The sequence below is a fragment of the Pseudomonas sp. 1176_21 genome, assembly GCF_052850635.1.
Window position 1 is genome coordinate 24,741 of sequence record NZ_VXCV01000006.1, and the last position, 25,271, is coordinate 50,011.

General features: G+C 67.6%; 21 protein-coding genes, 1 pseudogene and 1 riboswitch. Of the genes and pseudogenes, 16 read left to right on the forward strand and 6 right to left on the reverse strand.

What is annotated here, in order from left to right; genetic code table 11:
- Window positions 1-29: 29 nt before the first annotated feature.
- From FW760_RS15510 to FW760_RS15550, 9 genes are all read left to right on the forward strand, one after another.
- The gene (locus tag FW760_RS15510; protein WP_043859768.1) at window positions 30-1,619 is read left to right on the forward strand and encodes an arylsulfatase; all 1,590 of its coding nucleotides are present in this window, start codon (window positions 30-32) and stop codon (window positions 1,617-1,619) included.
- Window positions 1,620-1,771: 152 nt separating this feature from the next.
- Entirely contained in the window at window positions 1,772-4,390 is a 2,619-nt protein-coding gene (locus FW760_RS15515; protein ID WP_446443856.1) for a fused MFS/spermidine synthase, read from the forward strand.
- A 51-nt stretch (window positions 4,391-4,441) separates the two neighbouring features.
- On the forward strand, window positions 4,442-6,799 hold the full coding sequence (locus FW760_RS15520) for a cytochrome c3 family protein (protein ID WP_446443857.1): 2,358 nt from the start codon (window positions 4,442-4,444) through the stop codon (window positions 6,797-6,799).
- 101 nt (window positions 6,800-6,900) lie between these two features.
- Entirely contained in the window at window positions 6,901-7,752 is an 852-nt protein-coding gene (locus FW760_RS15525) for an STAS domain-containing protein (protein WP_043861204.1), read from the forward strand.
- Between the two features lie 4 nt (window positions 7,753-7,756).
- Window positions 7,757-8,119, forward strand: coding sequence for an STAS domain-containing protein (locus FW760_RS15530; protein WP_043861203.1), 363 nt, complete (start codon window positions 7,757-7,759; stop codon window positions 8,117-8,119).
- A complete protein-coding gene (locus tag FW760_RS15535) occupies window positions 8,116-8,520 on the forward strand; it encodes an anti-sigma regulatory factor (protein ID WP_043861202.1) in 405 nt (134 codons plus the stop codon). The genes FW760_RS15530 and FW760_RS15535 overlap by 4 nt, the downstream gene beginning before the upstream one ends.
- The gene (locus FW760_RS15540) at window positions 8,511-9,521 is read left to right on the forward strand and encodes an ATP-binding protein (protein ID WP_178083069.1); all 1,011 of its coding nucleotides are present in this window, start codon (window positions 8,511-8,513) and stop codon (window positions 9,519-9,521) included. Before FW760_RS15535 ends, FW760_RS15540 begins: the two co-directional genes overlap by 10 nt.
- Window positions 9,514-10,389 (forward strand): sensor histidine kinase, encoded by an 876-nt coding sequence (locus FW760_RS15545; RefSeq protein WP_043861201.1) that lies wholly within the window; start codon window positions 9,514-9,516, stop codon window positions 10,387-10,389. Before FW760_RS15540 ends, FW760_RS15545 begins: the two co-directional genes overlap by 8 nt.
- Window positions 10,379-12,322, forward strand: coding sequence for a response regulator (locus FW760_RS15550; RefSeq protein WP_054915145.1), 1,944 nt, complete (start codon window positions 10,379-10,381; stop codon window positions 12,320-12,322). The genes FW760_RS15545 and FW760_RS15550 overlap by 11 nt, the downstream gene beginning before the upstream one ends.
- 6 nt (window positions 12,323-12,328) lie before the next feature.
- Here FW760_RS15550 and FW760_RS15555 read toward each other — a convergent pair whose 3' ends face one another.
- Both FW760_RS15555 and FW760_RS15560 read right to left on the reverse strand, forming a co-directional pair.
- The gene (locus FW760_RS15555; protein WP_446443858.1) at window positions 12,329-14,968 is read right to left on the reverse strand and encodes an excinuclease ABC subunit A; all 2,640 of its coding nucleotides are present in this window, start codon (window positions 14,966-14,968) and stop codon (window positions 12,329-12,331) included.
- Window positions 14,969-15,044: 76 nt separating this feature from the next.
- A complete protein-coding gene (locus FW760_RS15560; RefSeq protein ID WP_054915147.1) occupies window positions 15,045-15,929 on the reverse strand; it encodes an EamA family transporter in 885 nt (294 codons plus the stop codon).
- A gap of 199 nt (window positions 15,930-16,128) precedes the next feature.
- Here FW760_RS15560 and FW760_RS15565 point away from each other — a divergent pair, with 199 nt between their 5' ends.
- The gene (locus FW760_RS15565; protein WP_100633333.1) at window positions 16,129-16,551 is read left to right on the forward strand and encodes an NUDIX hydrolase; all 423 of its coding nucleotides are present in this window, start codon (window positions 16,129-16,131) and stop codon (window positions 16,549-16,551) included.
- A gap of 68 nt (window positions 16,552-16,619) precedes the next feature.
- Here the strand turns inward: FW760_RS15565 and FW760_RS15570 are convergent, their stop codons facing one another.
- Window positions 16,620-17,114 (reverse strand): copper chaperone PCu(A)C, encoded by a 495-nt coding sequence (locus tag FW760_RS15570; protein ID WP_043861196.1) that lies wholly within the window; start codon window positions 17,112-17,114, stop codon window positions 16,620-16,622.
- Complete coding sequence (locus FW760_RS15575; RefSeq protein WP_054915148.1) at window positions 17,114-17,719, reverse strand: SCO family protein; 606 nt, start codon at window positions 17,717-17,719, stop codon at window positions 17,114-17,116. The genes FW760_RS15570 and FW760_RS15575 overlap by 1 nt, the downstream gene beginning before the upstream one ends.
- Before the next feature lie 228 nt (window positions 17,720-17,947).
- Here FW760_RS15575 and FW760_RS15580 point away from each other — a divergent pair, with 228 nt between their 5' ends.
- From FW760_RS15580 to FW760_RS15605, 6 genes and pseudogenes are all read left to right on the forward strand, one after another.
- Window positions 17,948-19,120, forward strand: a complete 1,173-nt coding sequence (locus FW760_RS15580) for a DUF1624 domain-containing protein (RefSeq protein WP_446443859.1) — start codon at window positions 17,948-17,950, stop codon at window positions 19,118-19,120.
- 40 nt (window positions 19,121-19,160) lie between these two features.
- Window positions 19,161-19,355: riboswitch (cobalamin riboswitch) on the forward strand.
- A 146-nt stretch (window positions 19,356-19,501) separates the two neighbouring features.
- A complete protein-coding gene (locus tag FW760_RS15585) occupies window positions 19,502-20,515 on the forward strand; it encodes an ABC transporter substrate-binding protein (protein WP_058541263.1) in 1,014 nt (337 codons plus the stop codon).
- Complete coding sequence (locus FW760_RS15590; RefSeq protein ID WP_313326188.1) at window positions 20,512-21,528, forward strand: FecCD family ABC transporter permease; 1,017 nt, start codon at window positions 20,512-20,514, stop codon at window positions 21,526-21,528. The genes FW760_RS15585 and FW760_RS15590 overlap by 4 nt, the downstream gene beginning before the upstream one ends.
- Before the next feature lie 59 nt (window positions 21,529-21,587).
- Window positions 21,588-22,064 (forward strand): annotated as a pseudogene (locus FW760_RS15595) (ABC transporter ATP-binding protein); the annotation flags it as partial.
- A 273-nt stretch (window positions 22,065-22,337) separates the two neighbouring features.
- A complete protein-coding gene (locus FW760_RS15600; protein ID WP_446443860.1) occupies window positions 22,338-22,775 on the forward strand; it encodes a pseudoazurin in 438 nt (145 codons plus the stop codon).
- A complete protein-coding gene (locus FW760_RS15605; protein WP_302100255.1) occupies window positions 22,772-24,121 on the forward strand; it encodes an OprD family porin in 1,350 nt (449 codons plus the stop codon). The genes FW760_RS15600 and FW760_RS15605 overlap by 4 nt, the downstream gene beginning before the upstream one ends.
- Window positions 24,122-24,124: 3 nt before the next feature.
- Here the strand turns inward: FW760_RS15605 and FW760_RS15610 are convergent, their stop codons facing one another.
- Window positions 24,125-24,634, reverse strand: a complete 510-nt coding sequence (locus FW760_RS15610) for a GNAT family N-acetyltransferase (RefSeq protein ID WP_043861188.1) — start codon at window positions 24,632-24,634, stop codon at window positions 24,125-24,127.
- The gene (locus tag FW760_RS15615) at window positions 24,624-25,085 is read right to left on the reverse strand and encodes an Lrp/AsnC family transcriptional regulator (protein WP_043861187.1); all 462 of its coding nucleotides are present in this window, start codon (window positions 25,083-25,085) and stop codon (window positions 24,624-24,626) included. Before FW760_RS15615 ends, FW760_RS15610 begins: the two co-directional genes overlap by 11 nt.
- Window positions 25,086-25,271 lie beyond the last annotated feature (186 nt).

Sequence of the window (25,271 nt, forward strand, 5' to 3'; positions counted from 1 at the left end):
GCTCGAATGGCGAAAGGGAGGCAAGTCAGATGACTCGCATACGCAGATGGGCACCGCAGCTCGCGCTGGTCGCGGCCACGGTGATGGGGCTCGCGACAGGGGCGGCAAGTGCCGCCGACAAGCCGAATATCCTGGTGATATTCGGCGACGACATCGGCCAGACCAATATCAGTGCCTACTCGATGGGGGTGGTCGGCTACCAGACCCCCAACATCGACCGCATTGCCAAGGAAGGCATGCTGTTCACCGACTACTACGCGGAAAACAGCTGCACCGCCGGCCGCTCCAGCTTCATCACCGGGCAGACGCCACTGCGCACCGGCCTGTCCAAGGTCGGCGCACCGGGGGCGCCGGTGGGCCTGCAGGACCGCGACATCACCATCGCCCAGGCACTCAAGTCGCTGGGCTACGCCACCGGGCAGTTCGGCAAGAACCACCTGGGCGACAAGGACGAGTACCTGCCGACCAAGCACGGCTTCGACGAGTTCTTCGGCAACCTCTACCACCTCAACGCCGAAGAGGAGCCCGAGCGCCCCTACTGGCCCAAGGACCCGAACGACCCCTACGTGAAGAACTTCAGCCCGCGCGGGGTGATCCACGCCTTCGCCGACGGCAAGATCGAGGACACCGGTTCGCTCAACAAGAAGCGCATGGAAACCATCGACGATGAAACCACCGGCGCGGCCGAGGAGTTCATCAAGAAGCAGGTGGCCGCCGACAAGCCGTTCTTCGTGTGGATGAACACCACGCGCATGCACGTGTACACCCATGTGCGCGACTCGATGAAGGGCCAGAGCGGCATGCCCGGCAACGAATACGCCGACGGCATGCTCGAGCACGATGGCGACGTGGGCAAGCTGCTCAAGACCCTCGACGACCTGAAGATCGCCGACAACACCATCGTGATTTACACCACCGACAACGGGCCCAACCAGTTCTCCTGGCCGGACGCGGCGACCACGCCGTTTCGCAGCGAGAAGGACTCCAACTGGGAAGGCGCCTTCCGCGTGCCGGCGATCATCCGCTGGCCGGGCAAGATCAAGGAAGGCACGGTGTCCAACGAGATGTTCTCGGGCCTGGACTGGTTCCCCACCCTGCTGGCGGCTGCCGGTGACACCGGCGTGAAGGACAAGCTGCTCAAGGGCTGGGCACCGACTGCCGGTGGCAAGAACTTCAAGGTGCACCTGGACGGCTACAACCAGCTGCCCTACCTCACCGGCCAGCAACCCAAGGGCGCACGTGACGAGTTCTACTACTTCAACGACGACGGCGACCTGGTGGCGATGCGCTTCGGCGACTGGAAGGCGGTGTTCTGCGAACAGCGTCGCCCCGGCGGCTTCGAAGTGTGGCAGGACCCCTTCGTGTGCCTGCGCGTGCCGAAGATCTTCAACCTGCGCATGGATCCGTATGAGCGCGCCGACGTGGTCTCTGACCAGTACAACGACTGGCTGGCAAAGAACGTCTACCTGACCGGCATCGCCACCATGAAGGCCTCGGTGTTTCTCGAAACCTTCATCGACTACCCACCCAGCCAGCACCCGGCCAGCTTCAGCGTCGACCAGGTGCGCAAGCAGGTGGACGCGAAGATCGAGGAGAAGATGAAGCAAGGCAAGCAATAGGCGGCAAGCTGCACACGGATGCCTCGTCCCTGACGGGGCATTTTGCCGACTGCGATACCCGCCAACCCGCCAATCTGCTGCTAGGCTCAAGCACTGGTTGTCCCTCCCGCGAGGGCGTATTCCCAGCACTCACCACAAGGCCCCTTGCCCTGATGCCGGTCGCCAGCCGCTCCTCCCGACACGCCAAAGCCCCCGCCGCCTGCGCTCCACCCCGCACACTGCCCCTGGCAGCGACCCTGCTGCTGGTCTCCGGCAGCGCGGCGCTGATCTATCAGGTGCTGTGGATCAAGCAGCTGTCACTGGTGGTGGGGATGGAAGTACATGCGATCACCACCGGCATCAGCGCATTCTTCGCCGGGCTGGCGCTGGGCGGCTGGTGGCTGGGGCGTCACGCCGATCGGCTGCGCCAGCCGCTGCGCCTGTATGCGCTGCTCGAACTGGCCGTGGCCGTGGTCGGCATCGCGGCCACCCTGGCCCTGGGCAGCAGCGCCGGGTTGTTCGCCCGCCTGCAGGGCAGCATCGGGCTGCTGGCCTGGGCGCTGCCGTTCAGCCTGGTTGCCCTGCCGGCGCTGCTGATGGGCGGCACCCTGCCGGTGCTGGTGCGTGCCGTGACCGCGCAAGGGGCAACGGCCGGACGCGCCGGCGGGCAACTGTACGCGGCCAACACGGCCGGGGCGATTGTCGGCACCCTGCTCGCAGCCTTTGTGCTGATCCCGCTGCTGGGGGTGCGCGGCAGTGCCTGTGCCGCCGCCGTGCTCAACCTGCTGGCCGGGGCCGGCGCACTGTGGCTGCTGCGCCTGACACCGGACGTCGAAGCCGACACCGTGGTAACCGCCAGCGCCCCGCGCAGCCCGGCGGCGCGCCTGGCCCTGGCCCTGTACGCGGTGGCCGGGGGCATTGCGCTGGGCTATGAGGTGATCTGGTCGCAGGCCCTGGTGCAGTTCATGAGCACCCGCACCTTCGCCTTCGCGGTGATGCTGGCCACCTACCTGGCGGGGCTGATGCTGGGCAGCGCACTGATTGCCCGGCGCGTGGAGCGGCTGCGCGACCCGTGGGCCACCTTTGCCATGCTGATCGGTGCGGCGGGGCTGCTGGCGCTGCTGGAAATCGCCGGGCTGGGGCGCTGGCTGATCAGTGCGCAGACCCAGGCCGAAGCGCTGGTACTGGGCCTGGGCGGCAGCGCACTGGCGGGCATGAGTGCCCGCTTTGCGGTGGTGGCGGTGAGCGTAGTGCTGCTGCCCACCACGCTGCTGGGGGCGGCGTTCCCGGTGGCGCTGCGCCTGGCCTGCGCGCCGGGCCATGCGGGGCGCGACGTGGGCGCAGTGGTGGCGCTCAACACCCTGGGCGGGATTGCCGGGGTGATGCTGTGCGGGTTCGTACTGGTGCCCGCGCTGGGGCTGGTGCGCAGCCTGGGGGTGCTGGCGGTGCTGGCGGCAGGGGTCGGGGTAATCGCGGTCGTGGTGGGGGCGGGCCTGGCCGCTTCGCCGGCAAGGCCGGCGCCTGCAGGTACAGGCTCAGGATCTGCTCGAACCCTTTGGGAGCGGGCTTGCCAGCGAACAGGCCTGCTCAGTCAACCCAGATTCATCGCCCTCTACGCCATTGCCCTGGCCAGCCTCCTGACCGCCCTGCTCACCCCACCCCAGCGCCTGGCCAACCTGCTGCCCGGCGCGCGCAGCGGCGAGCTGGTGTTCTATCAGGAAGGCCGTGACGCCACGGTCGCCGTGGTCGAACAGCACAAGCCCCAGGGCAGCTTTCGTCGCCTGTACATCCAGGGCGTGTCCAACACCGGCGATGCCATGCCGTCGCTGCGCTACATGCGCCTGCAGGCCCTGCTGCCGCTGTTGATCCACAACGGCGAGCCGCGCTCGGCGCTGGTGATCGGGCTGGGCACCGGCATCACCGCCGGCGCCCTGCTGCGCTACCCGGGCCTGGAGCAACGCGTGGTGGCCGAACTGCTGCCGGCGGTGGTGCACGCCTCGACGCTGTTCCAGGGCAACTACCACGCCGCCGACGATGCGCGCCTGGACATCCGCCTGCGCGACGGGCGCCGTGAACTGCTGGCCAGCCCGCAGCCCTACGACCTGATCACCCTGGAGCCACCACCCCCCTCGGCAGCCGGCGTGGTCAACCTGTACTCGCGTGACTTCTACCAGCTGGCCGCCAGCCGCCTCAACCCCCAGGGCCTGGTCGCCCAGTGGCTGCCGCTGCCCACCCAGAACATCGACGACAGCCGTGCCCTGGTGCGCAGCTTCATCGACGTGTTCCCGCATGCCTCGCTGTGGACCACCGAGTTCCATGAAATGCTGCTGGTCGGCTCGCTGCAGCCGGTGCGCCTGGACCTGCCGCGCATCAGCGCGCGCCTGGCGCAACCCCACGTGCAACGCACCCTGGCCGAGGTGGGCGTGGACTCGCCGGCCGCACTGCTGGCCACCTGGGTCACCGACCGCGCCGGCCTGGAGCGCTTTGCCGCACAGGCCCCGGCCGTCACCGACGACCAGCCACGCATCGAGTACGCCCCCTGGGTGCGCAGCGACGAGATCACCCGGGTGTTGCCGGCCCTGCTGGCGCTGGGCAGCCCGGTGCCGCTGGAAGGCGCCGATGCCCTGGCCAGCCTGCGCCTGAACGACCAGCGCCAGCGCCTGCAGCGCTTCTACCAGGTGGGCCTGAGCGCCTACCGCGGCCAGCGCGACACCTGGGCGCGACAGGTTCAGGGCGTGATGCGAGAAGATGGCAGCAACCCGTACTACCGTTGGTTCCTGGGCATGCCGTGAAGCGCGCCGCCTGATTGAAGCGCCCCTTACCCCAACAACATGGACGTCTGCATGTCGAAAAAGCGCGCCGTTACGCCGCCCCAACAGCCCCCCGTGCGCGGCACCAGCCTGCTCTGGCCGGTGCTGGCCGGGGCGGTCCTGCTGGCCCTGCTGGGCACCTGGTTCGCCCTCGACCGTGCCCCGGCACGCCTGCCGGTGGCCGCGCAGAGCACGCCACCAGCCCCGCCGGCGCCAAGCAGCCCCGCCCCGGCGCTGGTCGACGAAGCCACCTGCCAGGGTTGCCATGGCGAACAGGTTCGCCAGTGGCAAGGTTCCCATCACCAGCTGGCGATGCAGCCGGCCACCGCCCAGACCGTGCTGGGCAATTTCGCCGACGTGCAGTTCAAGAGCGACCGCGAGACCACGCGCTTCTTTCGCCAGGGCGACCGCTTCTGGGTCAACACCCCAGGCGCCGACGGCCAGCCCCAGGATTTCGAGGTGGCCTATGCCTTCGGCATCGAGCCCCTGCAGCAGTACCTGATCGACACCGGCGGCGGGCACCTGCAGGCGCTCGGGGTGGCCTGGGATACGCACCAGCAGCAGTGGTTTCACCTGTACCCCGGCCAGGGCGTGGACTTCAAGAACCCGCTGCACTGGAGCAAGCCGCAGCAGAATGCCAACTTCATGTGCGTGGAGTGCCATACCACCGGCTTCAAGCGCAATTTCAACGCTGCCAGCGCCACCTTCGACAGCCACTGGAACAGCCTGGGCGTGGGGTGCCAGGCGTGCCACGGCCCGGCCTCCGGGCACCTGGCGTGGGCGGCGCAAAAGCCGGCCAGGCAGGTTGCCCATGCCGGCTTCCAGCAGAGCCTGGTGGAGGGTGGCAACCTGGCCGAAGTCGAGACCTGTGCCCGCTGCCATGCGCGCCGCGCGCCGCTGGGCGATGGCTTTCACAACGAGCGCCGCCTGATGGACGACTACCTGCCCAGCCGCCTGACCCGCGAGCTGTATGAGCTGGACGGCAAGATCAAGGACGAGGTGTTCGAGTACGGCGCCTTCACCCAGAGCAAGATGTTCGCCAAGGGCGTGCGCTGCAGCAATTGCCACGAGCCCCACAGCACCCAGCTCAAGGCACCGGGCGACGGGGTGTGCCTGCAGTGCCACAACCCTGCGGGCAAGACCGGCGTGGCCGGGGTCGACGGCGCCGGGCTCAAGGCCCGCGACTATACCGCCACCGAGCACCATCACCATGCCCCCGGCAGCCCCGCGGCGCAGTGCGTCAGCTGCCACATGCCCGGCAAGTTCTACATGGTCAATGACTATCGCCACGACCACGGCTTCAGCATTCCGGCACCGGCCCAGGCACTGGCGCTGGGCACGCCGGATGCCTGCCTGGGGTGTCACAAGGGCAGTGCCGGGCAGCGCGTCAGCGAGCAGTTCGCGCTGTGGTACGCCGACCGGCCCTCCGACACACCGGCCTACGCTGCCAGCCTGGACCTGCTGCGCAGCGGCAAACCCGGTGCCGCCCAGGCGCTGCTGACGCAACTGGCCAACAGCGAACTGCCGGCGATCCGCCGCGCCACCCTGCTCGCCGAACTGCCCAACTACCCGAGCGAACGTACCCTGCAGGCGGCGCGCAGCGCCCTGGGCGACAGCGCACCGCAGGTACGCGCCGCGGCGGTGGAAGCCCTGGCCGCGCTGCTGCCCCCGCAACAGCGAAGCATGCCGCTGGCCCCCTTGCTGCGTGACCCGGTGCTGGCCGTGCGCATCGCGGCCGCCTACGCCCTGCTGCCGGCACGGGCAGCCGGGCTGGGCGCGGCGCAGGCGGCGTTCGAGCAGGCGCTGGGCGAATACGAAAGCGTGCAGCTGAGCCTGCTCGAACGCGCCGAAGCCAACCTCAACCTGGCCCTGCTGTACCAGGCCAGCGGACGCACCGATGCGGTCGAGCCGTACCTGCGCAGCGCGGTGCTGCGCGACGCCGACTTCCTGCCGGCCCGTGTGGCCCTGGTGCAGTGGCTGGACAGCCATGGCCGCCAGGACGAAGCACGCACGCTGCTGGAAGACAGCCTGCGCCAGCACCCCGACTCGGCGCTGTTGCAGCAGGCCCACGGCCTGGCCCTGATTCGCCAGGGCCGTCGCGACCAAGCGCTGGTGGCGCTGCGCAAGGCCGTGCAGCTGGCCCCGCAGAACGCCGGCTACGGGTATGTGCTGGCGGTGGCCCTGCACGATCAGGGGCAGCGCGAGCCGGCAATGCAACAACTGTGGAGCAGCCTGCAACAACAACCGTTTAACCGTGATGTTCGGCTGGCCTTGATGCATTATCTGCAACAGGCCCGGCAGGTGGACACAGCCAATGCCCTGCTCGAGTCGCTGCGCCAGCTCAACCCCTACGACCCGATGCTGCAACCGCGCCCCGCCAGCGGGAGCTGAGGGCCTGCAATAAATTTGATGAAGGCAATATCGAACTAGAATCAGGCCTGCACACTCAGATGCGCATGTGCCTTACCTACCCTGCTCAGGAGCTTGTCCAAATGGCTGCACTGCAACCTGTCACCCTCACCGCCATCCGCACCCACCAGGCCTCCCTGGTAGCCGAATGGCTGGCCGGGCTGGACGCGTCGGGTGCCACGCGCAACCTCAAGGCCGACGACCTCAAGCGCCAGACCGAAGAGTTTCTCGACCTGCTGCACGCCGGCCTGCAGAACGGCGATGCCAGCAACCTCAACGCCGGTGCCTGGGACGATGTGCGCCTGTTCCTGGAAAAGCTCTCCCATAGCCGCGCCCTGCTCGGCCAGGACTCGCAGCAGACCGCCACCTTCATCTTCTCCCTCAAGGGCCCGCTGTTCGCCCTGCTGCAGCGCGAGTACAGCGAGCAGCCGGCGCAACTGGCCAACCAGCTGCTGCAGGTGTCCGAACTGCTCGATGCCCTGGGCCTGCACACCATCCGCACCTTCCAGAAATCCCGCGAGGCGGTGATCAAGCGCCAGCAGGAAGAACTGCTGGAGCTGTCCACCCCGGTGGTCAAGCTGTGGGACGGCGTACTCGCACTGCCGATGATCGGCACCCTGGACTCGCAACGCACCCAGGTGGTGATGGAATCGCTGCTGCAGCGCATCGTCGACACCGGCTCTGAAATCGCCATCATCGACATCACCGGTGTGCCCACCGTCGATACCCTGGTGGCCCAGCACCTGCTCAAGACCGTGACCGCCATCCGCCTGATGGGCGCCGACTGCATCATCAGCGGTGTACGCCCGCAGATCGCCCAGACCATCGTGCACCTGGGCCTGGACCTGCAGGGCGTGGTGACCAAGGCCAACCTGGCCGACGCCCTGAAGCTGGCCCTGCATCGCCTGGGCCTGTCCGTCGCCAAGGCGGGCTGAAGCCATGGAGCGCATCCCGATTCTGCAAATCGGCGAATTCCTGCTGGTGACCATCCAGGTCGACATGCATGACCAGCTGGCCATGACCCTGCAGGACGACCTGTCCGAGCGCATCAGCGCGACCTCGGCCAAGGGCGTGCTGATCGACATCTCGGCGCTGGACATGGTCGACTCCTTCATTGGCCGCATGATCGGCACCATCTCCGGGGTGTCGCGCATCATGGACACGCAGACCGTGCTGGTGGGCATGCAGCCGGCCGTGGCGATCACCCTGGTCGAACTGGGCCTGACCCTGCCCGGCGTGCGTACCGCGCTCAACGCCGAGCGCGGCATGCGCCTGCTCAACAACTCGGCTGCACCGCAATGAGCGCCGAGCAAAGCGGCACCCAGCCCATCCTGCTGGAGCAGGATGTGGTACGTGCACGGCAACTGGCGCGCACCCTGGCCCAGGGCTGCGGCATGAGCCTGATCAACCTGACCAAGCTGGTCACGGCGGTCAGCGAGCTGGCCCGCAACGCCGTGGTGTATGGCGGCGGTGGCCACATGGACTGGCAGGTGGTCGAGAAGGACCATCGCAAGGGCCTGCGCCTGACCTTTCGCGACGAAGGGCCGGGCATCCCCGACATCAAGCTGGCCATGACCGATGGCTGGACCAGCGGCGGCGGCCTGGGCCTGGGCCTGACCGGGGCAAAGCGCCTGGTGGACGAGTTCGAACTGGATACCGCCCCCGGGGCCGGCACGCGCGTGACGATTCTGCGATGGGCCTGAGTATCCTGGGCAGCCTGACCCAGGTGCTGCCGATAGAAGACGAGAGCCAGGTCGGTCATGCCCGGCGCTGCGTGCAACGCCTGGCCGAACAGCAGGGTTTCGATGCCACCGACGCCGGGCGCGCCGCGCTGCTGGCCACCGAGCTTGCGAGCAACCTGCTCAAGCATGCCGGGCGCGGTGAACTGCACCTGCGGGTGCTGCCCAACAGCGGCTACAGCGGGCTGGAACTGATCGCCATCGACCGTGGCGCAGGCTTCGACCTGCACCACTGCCTGGCCGACGGGTTCTCCACCGGCGGTACCCAGGGCATCGGCCTGGGCGCGATCAAGCGCCTGGCCGATGTGTTCGATGTGTACGCCGACAGCCGTGGCGCCGCCGTGCTGGCGCGCCTGTACCCACGCAGCAGCGCGGCCTGCGACCTGCGCTGGGGCGCCAGCCAGCACAGCCTGCATCACGACCCGGCCTGTGGCGATGCCTGGTACCTGGCCTACGACGGCCAGCGCATCAGTGCCCTGGTGGTCGACGGGCTGGGCCACGGCGAGCTCGCCGAACGGGCCGCCCACGCCGGCACCCAGGCCTTTGCCCAGGCCCCGTTCGCCGACCCCGCGCAGGTGCTCGAGGCGATGCACGTCAACATGCAGGGCACCCGTGGCGGCGCCGCGGCCTTCGCCCAGTACGACAACGGCGCGCTGCGTTTCAGCGGCGTCGGCAACATCGGCGCGCACCTGCTCGCACCCGGTAGCAGTCGTGGCCTGGCCTCGCACCCGGGTATCGTCGGCGGGCAATTCCGTCGCGTGCGCCCCTTTGACTATGCTGATGTGCATGCCAACCTGCTGGTGCTCTACAGCGACGGGCTGCAATCGCGCTGGGACCTGCAGCAGTATCCTGGCCTCATGCATCAGCACCCGGCACTGATCGCCGCCGTGCTGCATCGCGACTTCTGCCGAGGCCGCGATGATGTCACCGTGCTGGTTGTTGCCCTGGAGACCCTAAGTGGCTGATTCCCCTACCCTTGCCGACACCGAGGCGCAGGCGCTGATCGCGCGGCTGCGTGAAGAGGGCGACGCCCTGCGAGCCGAACTCGAAGAAACCAACCAGGGCGTGCTGGCCCTGTATGCCGAGCTGGATATCCAGGCCGAGCAACTGCGCCAGGCCTCGGACCTCAAGAGCCGCTTCCTGTCGTACATGAGCCACGAGTTTCGCACGCCGCTGGGTTCGATCCTGAGCATCGCCCGCCTGCTCAGCGACGAGCTGGACGGCCCGCTGAGCCCCGAGCAGCACAAGCAGGTGACCTTCGTCAGCAATTCGGCGCGCGAACTGAGCGACATGGTCGACGACCTGCTCGACCTGGCCAAGATCGAGGCCGGGCGCATCACCATCTCGCCGGCCTGGTTCGACATGCTCGACCTGTTCGCGGCCCTGCGCGGCATGTTCCGGCCGATCGTCGATGCCTCGGCGGTCGACCTGATCTTCGAAGAGCCCCAGGGCCTGCCGCGCCTGTACAGCGACGACAAGAAGCTGGCGCAGATCCTGCGCAACTTCATTTCCAACGCGCTGAAATTCACCGCCCGCGGCGAAGTGCGGGTGTCGTCGCAACTGGAAGACGACGGCCAGATCCGCTTTGCGGTGCACGACACCGGCATCGGCATCCCGGGCGAGCTGCACGACACGCTGTTCGAGGACTTCGCACAGATCGACTCGCCGCTGCAGAAGCGCCTGCGTGGCACCGGCCTGGGCCTGTCGCTGTGCAAGCGCTTCGCGGCGCTGCTGGGTGGCCGGGTCGGGGTCGAGAGTACACCCGGGGTCGGTTCGACCTTCTACGTAGTGATCCCCTTGGCGCTGGCCCAGGAGCCTGGTGATGAAGCCTGACATCCGCCTGCTGATCGTCGACGACAACATCGTCACCCGCTATGCCCTGCGCCGGCGCCTGGAATGCCATGGCTACCGCATCGACGAGGCCGGCACCGGTGGCGAGGGCCTGGAGCTGATTGCCAGCCAGACCTACGACGCGCTGATCCTGGATGTACACCTGCCGGACATGAGCGGCTTCGATATCGTGCGCATCCTGCGCGCCACCCCGGCCACCGCGTTGCTGCCGGTGATCCACGTATCGGCGGCCGCCATCGGTACCGGCGACATCATCACCGGGCTGGACGCCGGGGCCGACGCCTACCTGATCCACCCGGTCGACCCCGAGGTGTTGCTGGCCACCCTGCGCACGCTGCTGCGGGTACGCGACACCGAGCAGGCGCTGCGCGAGAGCGAGGCGCGCTTTCGCGAGATCTTCGTCAGCACCGCCGCGCCCATCGCGCTGCTGGGCACCGGGCTCAAGGTGCACGAATGCAACCAGGCGTTCGCCCAGCTGATCCAGGACAACCTGAGCCCCGACACCCTGGTCGAGTGCTTTGCCGACGACCAGCAGCCGGTGATCGACGAACTGCTGCGCAGGCTCGGCACCCGGGACCGCTGGAAGGGCCTGCTGCACATGCGCGTCAACGGCCAACTGCGCGAGACCCAGTGGCAGGTGTCGCCCTACCGCAGCGGCGAGTCGAGCCTGATCTTCGTCGAGGACGTGACCGAACAGCGCCACCGCGAACGCACCCAGCGCGCCGAACTGGACAGCGCGACCACCCTGCTGGCCCAGGAAGTGGCCGAGCGCGCCCGTACCGAGGCGCAGTTGCTGCAGGTGCAGAAGATGGACGCACTGGGCAAGCTTACCGGCGGCATCGCCCATGACTTCAACAACATGCTCACCGGCATCATCACCAGCCTGGAGCTGATCAAGAAACGCATCGAGCAGGGCCGCGTCGACAAGGTGCAGTCCTACGCCGACGCTGCACTGGGCGCCGCCATGGGGGCCGCCACCCTGACCCACCGCCTGCTCGCCTTTGCCCGCCAGCAACCGCTGGACCCCCGCCCGGCCGACATCAACCAGCACATCCGCTCGCTGGAGGAACTGCTGCGACGCACCATCGGCGAACACATCAGCCTGCACCTGAACCTGAGCGAGCACCTCAGCGTGGCCCTGGTAGACCCGATCCAGCTGGAGAACGCCGTGCTCAACCTGGTGATCAACGCGCGCGACGCGCTGCCCCAGGGTGGCAACATCTGGATCAGCACCTACGCGGCGCACACCCAGGACGACCTCAAGCTGGCCGATGGCGCCTACGTGGCATTGTCGGTGCGCGACGACGGCAGCGGCATCGCCCCCGAGGTGATCGGCAAGGTCTTCGACCCGTTCTTCACCACCAAGCCCATCGGCCAGGGCACCGGGCTGGGGCTGTCGACCATCTACGGCTTCGCCCGCCAGTCGGCCGGCGACGTGCAGATCCGCAGCACCGGCGGGCGCGGTACCGAAGTGACGCTGCTGCTGCCGGCCAGCCAGAGCCCGCTGTTGAGCATCACCGAACCCACACCCGACACCGTGATCAGTACCGCCGGCGAGCATGTGCTGGTGGTGGAGGACATGTCGGTGGTGCGCAGTTTCGTCTGCGAGGTGCTGACCGATGCCGGGTACCGCTGCACCCCGGCGCCGGACGTCGAAAGCGCCCTGCAGAAACTGCATGCCGACCCGAGCATCGCCCTGCTGCTCAGCGACGTGGGCCTGCCGCACATGAACGGGCGCGAGCTGGCCAATGTCGCGCGCATGCTGCGCCCGAGCCTGCCGGTGCTGTTCATGACCGGCTACGCCGAGAACGCCATCGACCGGCAGCATTTTCTCGGTGAGCGCATGGACATCGTCACCAAGCCGTTCCAGATCCACGAACTGCTGGACAAGGTTCGGCGCAGCCTCGACGCCTGAGCCGCCTCAGCCCAGGGCCCGGGCCAGAAACGGCGCGGTACGGCTGTGGGCACTGGCCGCCACCTGCTGCGGCGTGCCGCAGGCCACCAGCGTGCCGCCCTGGTCCCCCGCCCCCGGGCCGATGTCGATCACCCAGTCGCTCTGGGCCACCACGCGCATGTCGTGCTCCACCACGATCACCGTATGCCCGGCATCCACCAGGCGCCCCAGTTGCAGCATCAGCCGGTCGATATCCTGCGGATGCAGGCCGTTGGTGGGTTCGTCGAGCACATACAGGGTGGCCCCGCGGGCCATGCGCTGCAGTTCGGTGGCCAGCTTGATGCGCTGCGCCTCACCGCCCGACAGCTCGGTGGCCGGCTGGCCCAGGCGCAGGTAGCCCAGCCCGATTTCGTGCAGCACCGCCAGGGCACGCTGCACCGCCGGCTGCTGCTCGAACACCGCCAGCGCCTGGGTCACCGTCAGCTGCAGCACCTGGGCGATGTTCAGGCCCTGCCAGGTGACCGCCAGGGTCTGCGGGTTGTAGCGGGCGCCATGGCAGGTGGGGCACGGTGCGTAGACGCTGGGCATGAACAGCAGCTCGACGCTGACAAAGCCTTCGCCTTCGCAGGTTTCGCAACGGCCCTTGGCCACGTTGAACGAGAAGCGCCCGGCATCGAAGCCCTGCTCGCGGGCCGCATCGGTGGCGGCGAACAGTTTGCGCACGTGGTCGAACAGGCCGGTGTAGGTCGCAAGGTTCGAGCGTGGGGTACGGCCGATGGGCTTCTGGTCCACCTGCACCAGCCGGCGGATGTGCTCCAGGCCCGCCGTGACCTGGCCGCCGCTGGCCTGCGCCACGTCATCCTCCAGGCTCTGCTCCTGGGGCTCGCTGGGCGCAGTGGCCTGGCCCAGGTGCGCGCCCACCAGCTCCAGCAGCGCCTGGCTGACCAGGCTGGACTTGCCCGAGCCGGAAATCCCGGTGACGGCCGTGAAGCACCCAAGGGGGAAGGCCGCATCGAGGTTGTGCAGGTTGTTGCGCGTCACGCCCTCCAGGCGCAGCCAGCCGCCGGGTTCACGCGGGGTGCGCGGCACGGCGGCCTGGGCGCCGAACAGGTAGCTGCGGGTCTGCGAGGCCTCGACCTCGGCCAACCCGGCCGGGGGCCCGCTGTACAGCACCTGGCCGCCCTGCTCGCCCGCCGCCGGGCCCACGTCCACCAGCCAGTCGGCGCGGCGGATGGTGTCCAGGTCGTGCTCGACCACGAACACCGAATTGCCCGCGGCCTTGAGGCGCAGCAGGGCCTCGTACAGCGCCTCGCCATCGGCCGGGTGCAGGCCGGCCGAGGGTTCGTCCAGTACATAGATCACCCCGAACAGCTGCGAGTTGAGCTGGGTGGCCAGGCGCAGGCGCTGCAGCTCGCCCGAGGACAGGGTCGGCGTGCTGCGCTCCAGGGCCAGGTAACCCAGGCCCAGGTCGATCAGGGTGGCCACCCGTTCGAGCAGGTCCTGGGCGATGCGCTGCGCGGCCAGGCGTTTTTCCAGCGAGAGGTTGGGCGTGTGGCGCACGTCCGGGCCGCCGGCATGGGCGTTGTCGCCCCTGGCCGCGCGCTGCTGGCGGGCGTCACGGGTTTGCGCGTGGGTCAGCACCGCACCCTGCTCGTCGCCATGCTCGACATAGGTGGCGCTGGCCACCGGCTTGAGCACCTCGGCCAGCTGCAGCAAGGGCAACTGCGCCAGCTCGGCAATGTCCAGCCCGGCGAAGGTCACGGTCAGGGCCTCGCGCTTGAGCCGCTTGCCCGCGCACAACGGGCAGGCGCTGGCCCGCATGAACTGGCTGACGCGCTTGCGCATCAGCGCGCTCTGCGAATGGGTGAAGGTGTGCAGCACATAGCGCCGCGCGCCGCTGAAGGTGCCCTGATAGCTGGGTTCGAGCTTGCGCTTGAGGGCGTCGCGGGTCTGGGCCGGGGTCATGCCGGCATACACCGGCACAGTGGGGGTCTCTTCGGTGAACAGGATCCAGTCGCGCTGCTCCTGGGGCAGGTCGCGCCACGGAATGTCGACGTCATAGCCCAGGGTCACGAGGATGTCGCGCTGGTTCTGGCCCTGCCACGCCAGCGGCCACGAGGCCACCGCACGCTCGCGGATGGTCAGCGACGGGTCGGGCACCATCGAGGCCTCGTCCACCTCGTAGACCCGGCCCAGGCCGTGGCACTCGGGGCATGCGCCCTGGGGCGTATTGGGCGAGAAGTCCTCGGCATACAGCATCGGCTGGCCGTCCGGGTAACTGCCGGCACGCGAATAGAGCATGCGAATCAGGCTCGACAGCGTGGTCACGCTGCCCACCGAGGAGCGCGCGCTGGGGGTGCCGCGCTGCTGTTGCAGGGCCACCGCCGGCGGCAGGCCTTCGATGGCGTCCACATCCGGCACCCCGACCTGGTCGATCAGGCGTCGCGCATAGGGCGCCACCGACTCGAAATAGCGGCGCTGGGCCTCGGCATACAGGGTCGAGAACGCCAGCGACGACTTGCCCGAGCCGGACACGCCGGTGAACACCACCAGCGCATCGCGGGGGATGTCCACATCCACGTTCTTCAGGTTGTGTTCGCGCGCGCCGCGCACCTTGACCATGCCGGCCGGGCCGGCATGGGGCGTGGTGGATCGAGGTGAATTCATGGTCGGACCTTGGTCGGCGAGGGTCTGGAATTGGAGCGGCGTGCGCGGCGGATCGTTCCACCGCCGCCCTGGGGCCTCAGCTCAGCGCGGCCCGCAGACGTTGACGCAGGCGCGAGCCGAACACGTTGATCAGCAACCCCACCATCACCAGCACCCCACCCCAGCATTGCAGGGTACTCAGGCGCTCACCCAGCAGCAACGCCGAGGAGCTCAGCCCCACCACTGGCACCAGCAGCGAAAACGGTGCGACCTTGCCCGCCGGGTAGCGCGACAGCAGGCCGCTCCACAGGCTGTAGCCGAGCATGGTGGCGATGAAGGCCAGGTACGCCAGGGCCAGGATCGAGTTCAGGCCGATGCCGCGCAGCGAGCTTTCGATCAGCGCCGGCCCTTCGAGCCACCACGACAGGGCGAAGAATGGCAACGGCGGGATCAGCGCGCCCCAGATCACCAGCGCCACCAGGTCGATGTTGCCGAAGCGGCGCGTGATGATGTTGCCCATGGCCCAGCATGCGGCGGCGCACAGGGTCAGCACCAGCGCCAAAAATGGCACGTGGCTGCCGTTCTCGCTGCCGATCAGCGCCAGGCCCCCGGCGGCCACCAGCAGCCCCAGCAGGCTGGCGGCGCGCAGCCGCTCACCGAGAAACATCGCGGCAAAGAACAGCGTGAAGAAGGCCTGCGACTGCAGCACCAGCGACGCCAGGCCCGGCGGCATGCCGTTGCCCATGGCCTCGAACAGAAAGGCGAACTGGCCCAGCGAGATGGTAGTGCCGTAGGCCAGCAACCAGCGCCACGGCAGTTGCGGGCGCTTGATGAAGAAGATCGCCGGAAACAGCACCAGCACGAAGCGCAGGCCACCCAGCAGCATGGGCGGCAGGCCGTCGAGGCCGACCTTGATCACCACGAAATTCAGGCCCCAGGCGACGATCACCACCAGCGCCAGCAACAGGTCCTTTAACGGCATTCTGCCCTCACCAATTTGTAATATTTCGAAACAGCATATCCTTATTCCCAGGTTCAGTTATACCCGTCGGCGGCGCATGCCTGTGTGACCAGGAGCTGCCCGGCAGCCCACACCACAAAAAACGCCGCGCAACCTGCAGAACCGTCGTATAAATACCGGCCCGGTGCCTAACGCCCCGTCCTGCCAGAGGCCAGTCTCCATGCCCCTCAAACCCTTCTGCGGTGCCAAACTCGCCCTGCTGTTCCACGACCACCTGCTCACCTACAAGCGCGACGTGAAAAGCACCATCCCCTTCCCCGGCTGCTGGGACTTTGCCGGCGGGGGGCGCGAAGGTAATGAGACCCCGGTGGAATGCGCGCTGCGCGAGCTGGACGAAGAGTTCGCCCTGCGCCTGCCCCCCGAACGCATCGAATGGCGCCGCAACTACCCCAGCCTGGCCAGACCTGGCTGGGAGTCCTGGTTTTTGGTGGGGCACATCACGCAGGGGGAAATCGATGCCATCGAATTTGGCGACGAAGGCCAGTACTGGCAGATGATGCCGATCAGCGATTACCTGAAACACGCTGAAGGTGTGTGGTATCTGCAGGATCGGCTGCGGGACTATCTGGCGCAGGCCAGTTGAACCCGTTGGGTGGCGAACCACCCGGCAGGAACGGATTGCGCCGGCGCAAGGGCCGGCGCGGCGGGTACTTACATGTGGCTGTGGTCGTGCATCGAGTGCTCGCCGTGACCGTCGGTGGCGGTCAGCGAACGCACCGGGGCGTCGACCTTGATCGACTCCTTCTGGCCCTTGGCGTCTTCGACGATCAGGGTCAGCGGCACCGTGTCGCCTTCCTTCACCTGCTTGACCAGGCCCATCAGCATCACGTGGTAGCCATTGGTGTCGAGCACCACCGGCTTGCCGGCGGGCAGGTCCAGCGCCTTGACTTCACTCATGCTCATCACGTCGTTGTGCATCTGCATCTGGTGCACCTGCACGGTCTTGGCCACCGGCGACTCGACGCCCACCAGCTTGCTGTCGGTGCTGGCAGTGAGGGTCATGAACGCACCGGTCGACTGCTGCTGCGGCACACTGGCGCGCACCCAGGGCTCGCCCACGGTGGTCTGGGCAACGGCGGGCAGCGCCGCACCGAACAGGGACAGCAACGCCATCGCGCCAAGCGCGTGTTTCACGGGAGAACGCATTAACAAACCTCCATTACGGTAAGCAGGTCTTCGGTGCATTCCCTGGCATTGAGGGAGTGCGAGAGGCCAAGGCGCAGCACGCCACGCGAGTCGAACACGTAGCTGGTCGAGCTGTGGGAAATGGTATAGGTGTCGCCGGCCGGCACCTTCTCGTAGAACACGCCGAATTCCTTGGCCACTGCGGCCGTCTCTTCCAGGGTACCGGACAGTGCCACGAACGAGGGATCGAAGGCCTTGACGTAGGCGTCCAGCACTTCGGGGGTGTCGCGCTCGGGGTCCAGGCTGATGAACACCACCTGCAGGAAATCGGCGTCGCGGCCCATCAGCTTCTTGATCTGCACCGCGCGGGCCAGGGTGGTGGGGCACACCGCCGGGCATTGGGTGAAGCCGAAGAACACCATCGGCATCGAGCCCTGGAAGCTCGACAGGGTCATCACGTTGCCTTGCGGGTCCTTGAGCTTGAAGGTGCGGCCGAGGATCTTGTTGCTCAGGTCCTTGCCGTATTTGAAGTCCAGCGCGCCGGAGTTGTTGCAACCTGCCAGGGCACCGAGGCCGAGCAGGCCGAGCCCGGCGATCACCGTGCGCCGGGTCAGTAAATCGTTCATGTAACCATCCTTTTGGGAAGGTGCCGGCCCCGAGAGCGGGAGCCTTGTGCAAGGGTTTTGCGAGGCGGCATTTTGTCACGCAGGGTCGACGGGTTCCAGCGCGCAGCGCCAGATGGGTGCGGTCTGATGTCGCAGCATGGCAGTCAAGATTGTAAGGAAGATTTACCGAGCGAATAGAAATGTTATACAGTAACCATTCAATTCGCCCCCTCTGCCTGCGACCTTTCAATGACTAGCGCTACTGCCCTCCCCGCCGCCAGCAAACCGAGCCAACGCCTGCTGTCCATCGATGCCCTCAGGGGCCTGGTGATCCTGTTCATGCTGCTGGACCACGTGCGCGAAACTTTCTTCCTGCACCGCCAGGTCAGCGATCCGATGGCCATCGACAGCACCGAACCTGCGCTGTTCGTCAGCCGTACGCTGGCCCACCTGTGCGCCCCGGTGTTCGTGCTGCTGACCGGGCTGTCGGCCTGGCTGTATGGCCAGAAGCACCAGGGCCGGGGCGATGTGTCGGCCTTTCTGTTCAAGCGCGGGCTGTTTCTGGTGGTGCTGGAGTTCACCCTGGTGAACATCGCCTGGACCTTCCAGCTGCCACCCAGCGTGATCTACCTGCAGGTGATCTGGGCCATCGGCATCAGCATGATCGCCCTGGCGGCCCTGGTGTGGTTGCCGCGCCCGCTGTTGCTGGTGCTGGGCGCCGCGATCGTGGCCGGTCACAACCTGCTCGACGGCCTGCACTTTGCGCAGGGCTCTGCGCTGCACGTGCCGTGGGCGATCCTGCATGACCGCGGCTGGCTCGAGTTCTCCGACAGCCTGCGCCTGCGTACCTCGTACCCGGTGCTGCCGTGGGTCGGCGTGATCGCGCTGGGCTACGGCCTGGGCCCCTGGTTCGCCCACTCGATGCCGGCCACCACGCGCCAGCGCCGTCTGCTGCTGGCAGGCCTGGCAACCCTGATCGGCTTTGTCGCCCTGCGCCTGCTCAACGGCTACGGCGAGGCGCCATGGACGGTTCAGGCCGATACCGCGCACACCCTGATGAGCTTCTTCAACATCACCAAGTACCCGCCCTCGCTGCTGTTCCTGGCCCTGACCCTGGGGGCTGGCCTGCTGTTGCTGCTGGGCCTGGAGCGCGCCGGGCAGCGCCGGTGGATCAGCACCCTGGCGGTGTTCGGCGCCGCACCGATGTTCTTCTACCTGCTGCACCTGTATGTGCTGAAAGTGGCGTACCTGGCCTGCGTTGCACTGCTGGGCCTGAACCAGGGCAATTACTTCGGCTTCGATGGTATCTGGGCGGTGTGGCTGACCGCCGTGCTGCTGGCCGTGGCGCTGTTCCCGCCGGTGCGCTGGTTTGCCGCGTTCAAGGCCCGCCGTCGCGACATTGCCTGGCTCAAGTACCTCTGAGGCTGGCGGGGTTTTGTTTCCCTGCGGGCGGCGTGATCGACTACCATGCCGCCCGCCGGTTTCCACACGGAATCAATAGGGAATCCGAGACGCCACTGCATGGCGTCAAACGGAACTGCCCCCGCAACTGTAAGTGCCGAGCCTGCTCCTGAAATGCCACTGGGTGACCCCCGGGAAGGCCGGAGCCAGGTGACGACGCACCAGTCAGGAGACCTGCCGGCACAGCAACAATCACTAACCGGCGGGGTGTCCGGGGAGTACATCTGTGCCGCGAGCGCCCCGCGCGCCGAACGGCCTTGCCCTGCCCGCGCGGCAGCGCCTGTCGATGTGTTTCCAGGTTGTACACCCCTGCCCGTGTACGGTTCGAATGGAGATCGCATCATGCAGTTGCCCCGCCTTGTCACCCTGCTCGCGGGCCTGGGTCTGTCGACCCTGGCCCAGGCCGCCCCGACCCACTACCCGCTCACGCTGCAGAACTGCGGCATGCCGCTGACCTTCCAGCACGCGCCCGACAGCGCCGTGACCATCGGCCAGGCCGGCACCGAGATGTTCTACGCACTGGGCCTGGGCGACAGGCTGGTCGGCACCTCGCTGTGGTTCAACGATGTGCTGGCGCAGTACAAGGTGCAGAACGACAAGGTCGAGCGCCTGGCCGACAACGACCCCAGCTTCGAGGCGGTGATCGGCAAGCGCCCGCAACTGGTGGCGGTGCAGCTGGAGTGGATGGTCGGCCCGCAGGGCGTGGTCGGCACCCGCGAGCAGTTCCATGAGCTGAACATCCCCACCTACCTGATGCCGTCCGACTGCGAGGGCAAGGACAACCTGGTCGGCGCCGACGGCACCCGCCTGGAGCCGTTTCGCATCGACAGCATCTACAACAGCATCAGCCAGCTGGCCGAGATCTTCGACGTGCAGGCGCGTGGCGAGCGGTTGAACAGCGAGCTCAAGGCACGCCTGGCCAAGGCTGCCGCCACCGTGAAAGGCAAGGATCTGAAGGACACCAGCGCCCTGTTCTGGTTCTCCAGCGCAGACCTGGACATCGACCCGTACGTGGCCGGGCGCAAGGGTATCCCCGACTACATGCTGCAGACCCTGGGCGTGCGCAACGTGGTGCAGTCCGATGAGGAATGGCCGACCGTGGGCTGGGAAACCATCGCCAAGGCCAACCCCACCTTCCTGGTGATCGCGCGCATGGACCGTCGTCGCTTCCCGGCCGATGACTACCAGAAGAAACTCGAATTCCTGCGCAGCGACCCGGTCACGCGCAACATGGACGCGGTCAGACACAACCGCATCGTGATTCTCGATGCGCACGCCATGCAGGCCAGCACGCGCCTGTTCAGCGGCATGGAGACCCTGGCCTCGGCCATCAACGGCTTCGACCTGGCGCCATGACAGGCAGCGTTGTGCGCGGCCTGCTCGCGTGGCTGGCCCTGCTGCTGGCGATACTGGCAGGGGTGGCGATTGGCGAAACGCCGATCGCCCCCTCGGTGGTGCTGCAGGTGCTGGCCAACAAGCTATGGGCCGCCGGGCACCTGCTGGACCCGATCGATGAAGGCATCGTGTGGAACTATCGCCTGACCCGTGCGCTGGTGGCCGCCGCCTGCGGCGCGGGGTTGGCCACCTGCGGGGTGGTACTGCAGTCGCTGCTGCGCAACCCGCTGGCCGACCCGTACCTGCTCGGCATCTCGGCCGGCGCCTCCACCGGCGCGGTGCTGGTGGCGCTGCTGGGGCTGGGCGCGGGGGCGATCACGCTGTCGCTGGGCGCCTTCGTCGGGGCCATCGCGGCCTTCGCGCTGGTGGCGCTGCTGGCCCGTGCCAGCGGGCCGTCCAACAGCACGGGGCAGATCATCCTCGCCGGGATCGCCGGCTCGCAGCTGTTCAACGCGCTCACCGCCTTTCTGATCACCCGGTCGGCCAGTGCCGAGCAGGCGCGCGGCATCCTGTTCTGGCTGCTGGGCAACCTCAGTGGCGTGCGCTGGCCGTCGGTGTGGCTGGCGGTGCCGGTGGCGCTGGCCGGCCTTGCGGTGTGCGTGTGGCATCGGCGGGCGCTGGACGCCTTCACCTTCGGCAGCGACTCGGCTGCCTCGCTGGGCATCCCGGTACGCCGCGTGCAGGTGCTGCTGATCAGCTGCGCGGCGCTGGTGACGGCAGTGATGGTGTCGATCGTCGGCGCCATCGGCTTTGTCGGGCTGGTGATTCCGCATGCGATGCGGCTGCTGTTCGGTACCCCCCATGCGCGCCTGCTGCCGGCCAGCGCGCTGGGTGGCGCGCTGTTCCTGATTGCCGCCGACGTGCTCTCGCGCACCCTGATCAAGGGCCAGGTGATTCCGGTGGGGGTGATCACGGCGCTGGTCGGCGCACCGGTGTTCGCATTGATACTGATTGGCCGCAGGAGCGCCCGATGAACGCTGTCACCCACCCGCTGGATGAAGCTGCACTGCGCTGCACCGGCCTGGGTTTGAAGATGCGCGATGCCGTGCTGCTGGACGCGGTCGACCTTGAGGTGCGCCGTGGCGAGACCCTGGGTATCGTCGGCCCCAACGGCTCGGGCAAGTCCACCCTGCTCAAGCTGCTGGCCGGGCTGCGCACGCCCACCTGCGGCGAGGTGCAGCTGGGCAGCAACGCGCTCAGGCAGCTGCCACGCCGCGAGGTGGCGCGGCGGTTGGCAGTGGTCGAGCAACAGGCCGACACCAGCGATGCGATCAATGTGTTCGATGCCGTGGCCCTGGGCCGCACGCCGTGGTTGTCGGCGTTGCGCCCGTGGTCGGCAGACGATCACGCTATCGTGCAGCAGGCCCTGGCCGACGTGGATGCCACCCACCTGGCAACACGCAGCTGGCGCAGCCTCTCCGGTGGCGAGCGCCAGCGCGTGCACATCGCCCGGGCCCTGGCGCAACGCCCGCAACTGCTGTTGCTCGACGAGCCGACCAACCACCTCGACATCCAGCACCAGCTGGGCATTCTGCGCCTGGTTCAGGCGCTGCCGGTGACCACCCTGATCGCCCTGCACGACCTCAACCAGGCCCTCACCTGCGATCGCCTGGCCGTGCTCGAGCGCGGGCGCCTGGTGGATGTCGGCCCGCCGTTGCAGGTGCTGACCTCGCAACGCCTGCAGGCCACCTTCGGGGTGCAGGCGCACTACCTGACCGACCCCTTCGACGGCGCGCAGATCCTGCGCGTTCGTTCCTCTTGACCTGAAATGGATAGCCCGCCCATGCGCCTTGCCGCCTTGCCCCTGCTGCTCGCCAGCGCCCTGCTCGCCCCTTCGGTATCGGCCGAGGTGCACGAAGTGAAAATGCTCAACCGTGGTGCGACCGGCAGCATGGTGTACGAGCCGGACTACCTGCGCATCGCCCCCGGCGATTCGGTGAAGTTCATCGCCACCCAGAGCGGGCACAATGCCGCCTCGCTGCCCGGCCTGCTGCCCGAAGGCGCCGAGGCGTTCAAGGGCAGGATCAACCAGCAAATCGAGCACACCTTCAACGTGCCGGGCCTGTACGGCATCCAGTGCATCCCGCACCTGTCGATGGGCATGGTGATGCTGATCCAAGTCGGTGAGCCCGCCGCCACGCCACCGAGCCTGCCGAGCACCTTGCCCAGGCGTGCAGCAGATCGTCTTGCCGCCCTGCTGCAACGCGAGGCCGCACAATGATCGCACTGCGCACCCGTTCGGCCCTGCTGCTGGCATTGGCCGGGCCGGCGCCCCTGGTGCTGGCCGAATCGGCCCAGGAGCAGGCCAACGGCCTGGTCGAAGACAGCACCTGGAGCCTGCTCAACCGCAGCGTGTACGACAACCGCGAATACCGCCACGGCGCGCGCAACAGCGGCGCACGCAATGCCTACAAGCCCCGTGCCGAGCGCAACGGTTATGCCGAGGAATGGGCCTATGGCCTGATGGGCACGTTGCAGTCGGGCTTCACCCAGGGCCTGATCGGCGTGGGCGTGGATGCCCATGCCTACCTTGGCGTGCAACTGGACAGCGGCGGCGGACGCGCCGGCAAGGCGCGCCTGCTGGGGCTGGACAACCACGGCCACCCCAAGAACGAATTCAGCCGCGGCGGCGCGGCGGTCAAGCTTCGGGCCTCCTCCACCGTGCTGTCGTATGGCGAACAGCGGGTCAAGACCCCGGTGTTCAGCTCGTCCGACAGCCGCCTGCTACCCGAAACTGCCACCGGGGTATTTGTCACCAGCACCGAATTCGATGGGGTGAAACTGGTAGGCGGGCACTTCACCGAGAGCACCGACCGCAACGCCAGCAGCCATGACCAGGGGTTCGTGGTGAACTACTCCAACGCAGCAAAGGGCGATGCCTTCGACCTGGCCGGGGTGGTCTACAGTGCAAGCCCGAGCCTCAGCGCCAGCCTGTACACCTCGCGCTACGAAGACACCTGGAACCAGCACTACCTGGGCGGCACCTTCAGCCATGCACTGGACGCCAATCGCTCGCTCACCTTCAACCTCAACCTGTACCGCACCACCGACACCGGCAAGGCGTTGTCCGGGCAGATCGACAACACCACCTGGAGCCTGCTCTCGACCTACGCCCAGGGCCCGCACAGCTTCAGCCTGGGCTACCAGAAGGTCGATGGCGACACACCGTTCGACTATGTGACCCGTGGCGCGATCTTCATCAGCAACGCCGTGCAATTGTCGGACTTCAACGCCCCCAACGAGCAGTCGTGGCAGGCCCGCTACGACCTGGCGATGACCCCGTGGGGCCTGCCCGGGCTGGTGCTGAGTGCGGCGTATGTGCGCGGCAGCCGCATCGATGGCAGCCACGTCGACCCGCGTGGCGGCTATGCGTACCTGGGCTACGGCGAAGGCGGCAAGCACTGGGAGCGCGACCTGGAGGCGCGCTACGTGGTGCAGGGCGGCGTGGCCAAGGGCACCACGGTGTCGCTGCGGCACAACGTGCACCGGGGCAACACTGCCCAGGCCGAGCTGGATGCCGACCAGATCCGCCTGGCGGTGGAATACCCGCTCAACGGGCGCTTCTGAGGTTCAGCCGGCGGGCAGGCGACATTGCATGTGGGTGGTCTGCCACACCGGGTCGGCTTCCACATCGATGATCTCGAAGCCATGTTTTTGCCAGAAACCAATGGCGCCTGGCAGAAACGGATGGGTGTGCAGGTACAGCACCTGCACCTGGTCCTGCAGCGCCAGCTCACGCAACGCGCGGTACAACTCACCGGCCAGCCCGCTGCGGCGATAGGCCGGCAACACGAACAGGCGCACCACTTCCACCACCTTCTGCCCACGGTAGTCGAGCTGGCGGAAGCGGTGGTCGTAAGGCAGGTAGCCGATGGCCGCGACGATCTGGCCATTGCAGCGGGCCAGCAGGAAACGCCCCGCGCCGTGCAGGTAGACCTGTTCGAACTGCTGCAGGTCTGCCGGCATCCCGGTGGCGGCGAGTTTGGGGAACAGCGCGGCGCGGGCCTGCATCACGAACGCGACGGCAGCCTGCCTGTCGTCGGCGCCGGCCTGGTGCAGCGTGATCGGCTCAGGGCGCATAGCGCAGCGGCAGGCGGGTGGAGTACTTGATCTGCTCCATGGAGAAGCTGGAGCTGATGTCGGACAGGCCCGGAATGCGGATCAACTGCTTGTACACCGCGTCGTAGGCGGCCACGTCCGGCACCACCACGCGCAGCAGGTAGTCGGTGTCGCCGGCCATGCGGTACACCTCCAGCACTTCGTCGATACCGGCCACGGCGGCATGAAAGCCGGCCAGCCAGTCGGCGTTGTGCTGGGTGGTCTTGATCGAGACGAACACCACTACGCCGACATTGAGCTTCTTGCCGTCGAGCAGGGCCACGCGGCCGCGGATGATGCCGGCCTCTTCGAGCTTCTGGATGCGCCGCCAGCAGGCGGTGGTGCCCAGGCCGATCTGCTCGGCGATATCGCCCACCGCGCGGGTGCAGTCGGTTTGCAGAAGGTCGAGTATTGCCCGGTCCAGCTTGTCCATGCAGAAGCCTTTTGGTGGGGAGAGGCATCGGGCATTTTCCATCAGGTGGGCGGGGTGTGTCACGGGGCAGGCAGCAGTGCGGTGACGGTGGCGGCCCCTTGCAGGAGCTGGCCTTGCCAGCGAAGGGGCCGGGGAACCGTCAGACACGAAACCCCGGGCCTGTAAAAACGTTACCGCATGCAAACG

Bases quoted from the DNA above. Each gene is read 5' to 3' on its own strand.
- FW760_RS15555 (WP_446443858.1), bottom strand. From the start codon at position 14,968: ATGAATTCACCTCGATCCACCACGCCCCATGCCGGCCCGGCCGGCATG.
- FW760_RS15575 (WP_054915148.1), bottom strand. From the start codon at position 17,719: ATGAACGATTTACTGACCCGGCGCACGGTGATCGCCGGGCTCGGCCTG.
- FW760_RS15520 (WP_446443857.1), top strand. From the start codon at position 4,442: ATGTCGAAAAAGCGCGCCGTTACGCCGCCCCAACAGCCCCCCGTGCGC.
- FW760_RS15535 (WP_043861202.1), top strand. From the start codon at position 8,116: ATGAGCGCCGAGCAAAGCGGCACCCAGCCCATCCTGCTGGAGCAGGAT.
- FW760_RS15560 (WP_054915147.1), bottom strand. From the start codon at position 15,929: ATGCCGTTAAAGGACCTGTTGCTGGCGCTGGTGGTGATCGTCGCCTGG.
- FW760_RS15580 (WP_446443859.1), top strand. From the start codon at position 17,948: ATGACTAGCGCTACTGCCCTCCCCGCCGCCAGCAAACCGAGCCAACGC.
- FW760_RS15605 (WP_302100255.1), top strand. From the start codon at position 22,772: ATGATCGCACTGCGCACCCGTTCGGCCCTGCTGCTGGCATTGGCCGGG.
- FW760_RS15615 (WP_043861187.1), bottom strand. From the start codon at position 25,085: ATGGACAAGCTGGACCGGGCAATACTCGACCTTCTGCAAACCGACTGC.
- FW760_RS15525 (WP_043861204.1), top strand. From the start codon at position 6,901: ATGGCTGCACTGCAACCTGTCACCCTCACCGCCATCCGCACCCACCAG.
- FW760_RS15610 (WP_043861188.1), bottom strand. From the start codon at position 24,634: ATGCGCCCTGAGCCGATCACGCTGCACCAGGCCGGCGCCGACGACAGG.
- FW760_RS15530 (WP_043861203.1), top strand. From the start codon at position 7,757: ATGGAGCGCATCCCGATTCTGCAAATCGGCGAATTCCTGCTGGTGACC.
- FW760_RS15565 (WP_100633333.1), top strand. From the start codon at position 16,129: ATGCCCCTCAAACCCTTCTGCGGTGCCAAACTCGCCCTGCTGTTCCAC.
- FW760_RS15590 (WP_313326188.1), top strand. From the start codon at position 20,512: ATGACAGGCAGCGTTGTGCGCGGCCTGCTCGCGTGGCTGGCCCTGCTG.
- FW760_RS15585 (WP_058541263.1), top strand. From the start codon at position 19,502: ATGCAGTTGCCCCGCCTTGTCACCCTGCTCGCGGGCCTGGGTCTGTCG.
- FW760_RS15515 (WP_446443856.1), top strand. From the start codon at position 1,772: ATGCCGGTCGCCAGCCGCTCCTCCCGACACGCCAAAGCCCCCGCCGCC.
- FW760_RS15600 (WP_446443860.1), top strand. From the start codon at position 22,338: ATGCGCCTTGCCGCCTTGCCCCTGCTGCTCGCCAGCGCCCTGCTCGCC.
- FW760_RS15570 (WP_043861196.1), bottom strand. From the start codon at position 17,114: ATGCGTTCTCCCGTGAAACACGCGCTTGGCGCGATGGCGTTGCTGTCC.
- FW760_RS15550 (WP_054915145.1), top strand. From the start codon at position 10,379: ATGAAGCCTGACATCCGCCTGCTGATCGTCGACGACAACATCGTCACC.
- FW760_RS15510 (WP_043859768.1), top strand. From the start codon at position 30: ATGACTCGCATACGCAGATGGGCACCGCAGCTCGCGCTGGTCGCGGCC.
- FW760_RS15540 (WP_178083069.1), top strand. From the start codon at position 8,511: ATGGGCCTGAGTATCCTGGGCAGCCTGACCCAGGTGCTGCCGATAGAA.